The sequence below is a fragment of the Shinella sp. SUS2 genome (assembly GCF_001262505.1).
Taxonomy (GTDB): Bacteria; Pseudomonadota; Alphaproteobacteria; order Rhizobiales; family Rhizobiaceae; genus Shinella.
The window spans coordinates 1-2,436 of the sequence record NZ_KQ410815.1; the positions used below are offsets into that span (position 1 = coordinate 1).

A 2,436-nucleotide genomic window follows, 5' to 3' on the forward strand; every position below is an offset into this window, starting at 1 on the left:
TTTCCACCGAGAATTGACCCGCCTGTTAGGTATGTTTCGAGTCTGTGGTCGTGGTCAAGTTTCTCGTCTTCTCCTTTGTCGTTTTGGTGTCGTGCGCGGAACTGTTCTTGAAGCGGAAGCTGTCGTTCCCGGTTTCGAGGATGTGGCAGTGATGGGTTAGCCGGTCCAGCAGTGCGGTGGTCATCTTGGCGTCGCCGAACACGCTGGCCCATTCGCTGAAGCTGAGGTTTGTCGTGATGATGACGCTGGTCCGCTCATAGAGCTTGCTCAGCAAATGGAACAGCATCGCACCTCCTGACGCGCTGAACGGCAAGTAACCGAGCTCATCGAGGATGACGAGATCGGAGTGAACAAGCCGGTTGGCGATCTGCCCAGACCGTCCTTGCGCCTTCTCCTGTTCCAGCGCGTTGACCAGCTCGACCGTTGAGAAGAACCGGACCCGTTTATGGTGATGCTCGATGGCCTGGACCCCGATTGCCGTCGCGATGTGCGTTTTGCCCGTGCCGGGGCCGCCGACCAGAACGATGTTGTTGGCGTCGTCGAGGAAGTCGCAGCGATGAAGTTGGCGGACGAGCGCCTCGTTGATCTCGCTGCTGGTAAAATCAAAGCCATTCAGATCACGATAGGCAGGAAAGCGGGCGGTCTTGAGCTTATAGGCCGTTGAACGCACTTCACGTTCCGCGGTCTCCGCCTTGAGGAGCTGCGACAGGATCGGAATGGCGGCCTCGAAAGCCGGCGATCCTTGCTCGGTCAGTTCGCCAACGGCTTGTGCCATGCCGTGCATCTTCAATTGCCGCAGCATGATGACGATAGCGCCGCTTGCTGGATTATGACGCATGGCGAACCTCCGTCTTTCTCAGGGCATCGTATCGTTCGACATTGGCCTTGGGCTCGTTGACGAGCGTCAGGGCTTGCGGCGCATCGATGGTCGGCGGCGTGAAGGATTTGCCGTCGACAAGACGATGCAGCAGGTTCAGCACATGCGTCTTGGTTGGAACGCCGGATTTCAGCGCCATATCGACCGCCGACAGGACGGCCTGTTCATCGTGTTGAAGGACGAGCGCCAGGATATCGACCATCTCCCGGTCGCCGCCCGGCTTCTTGAGCAGGTATTGCTGCAAGGCCCGGAATGCATCGGGGAGTTCGGCGAACGGTGCGCCATTGCGAAGTGCACCTGGCTTGCGCTGCACGACCGCCAGATAATGCCGCCAGTCGTAGATCGTCTGTCCTGGCCTGTCGTGGGAGCGATCAATGACGCGACGATGCTCGCAAACGATCTGTCCTTCTGTGGCGACAACGACCCGTTCTGGATAAACGCGAAGGCTCACCGGCCGATTGGCGAAGGACGCCGGGACGCTGTAGCGATTGCGCTCCAGATGCACGAGGCAGGTCGGTGAGACACGTTTGGTGTATTCGACAAACCCATCGAACGGCCGGGTAACGGGCATGAGCGCAGGTGCTTCCTCCGCCCAGATGTCGGCAATGGAGCCATGCATTTGACCGTGCGGGGTCTGTGCCCAGAACTCCTTGCAGCGCTGCTCGAGCCAGTCGTTCAGAGCATCCAGCGATGGAAAGCGCGGCGTTGGCTGCCACAGACGATGACGCGCGTCCTGAACGTTCTTCTCGACCTGTCCCTTCTCCCAGCCCGAAGCCGGATTGCAGAACTCGGGTTCGAACAGGTAGTGGCTGGCCATCGCCTGGAAGCGGACGTTGACGTCACGCTCTTTGCCACGGCCGACCTTGTCGATCGCGGTGCGCATGTTGTCGTAGATGCCACGACCGGGGATGCCTCCGAACACGCGGAATGCATGGTTGTGGGCGTCGAAGAGCATCTCGTGGGTTTGCAGCAGATAGGCTCGCACGATGAAGGCGCGGCTGTAGCGCAGCTTCGTGTGCGCCACCTGCAGCTTGGTGCGCTCATTACCGATGATGGCCCAGTCTTCCGACCAGTCGAACTGGAAGGCTTCGCCGGGATCGAACGCCAGGGGCACATATGTCCCGCGACCCGTCGTCTGCAATTCCCTCTGACGATCATCACGCCATTCCCGAGCAAATGCCGCCACCCGATTATAGGAACCCTCATAGCCGAGGCTCGTCAGATCGGCATGCAACTGCTTCATCGTCCGCTTCTGTTTGCGGTTCTTCTTGGATTCGGTCTTCAGCCAGGCCGACAACCGATCTGCAAACGGATCAAGCTTGCTCGGCCGCTCCGGGACCTTGAACTTTGGCTCCACGCCGTCCAGGCGCAGGTATTTGCGGATCGTATTCCGGGACAGGCCGGTCCTGCGGCAAATCTCCCGGATCGATAGATGCTCTCGAAAATGCCAGCGCCGGATCACGCTCAATAACGCCATGTCGAGCACTCCATAGCCCCCGCTGAAAACATGCGAGGGAAGGTTGGAACATGGGTCAATTCTCAATGGAAATATCAGGCCG

2 protein-coding genes are annotated in these 2,436 nt (G+C 59.3%); both read right to left on the minus strand.

Features of this window, described 5'->3' with window-relative positions; translation table 11 throughout:
- Positions 1 to 25 precede the first annotated feature (25 nt).
- Entirely contained in the window at positions 26 to 838 is an 813-nt protein-coding gene (gene istB, locus AKG11_RS33385) for an IS21-like element helper ATPase IstB (RefSeq protein ID WP_050747138.1), read from the minus strand.
- Positions 828 to 2,354 (minus strand): IS21 family transposase, encoded by a 1,527-nt coding sequence (gene istA, locus AKG11_RS33390; protein WP_050747139.1) that lies wholly within the window; start codon positions 2,352 to 2,354, stop codon positions 828 to 830. Before istA ends, istB begins: the two co-directional genes overlap by 11 nt.
- Between the last annotated feature and the right edge of the window lie 82 nt (positions 2,355 to 2,436).

Excerpts from the sequence above, each read along its gene's own strand:
- istB (WP_050747138.1), bottom strand. The coding sequence starts at position 838 with ATGCGTCATAATCCAGCAAGCGGCGCTATCGTCATCATGCTGCGGCAA.
- istA (WP_050747139.1), bottom strand. The coding sequence starts at position 2,354 with ATGGCGTTATTGAGCGTGATCCGGCGCTGGCATTTTCGAGAGCATCTA.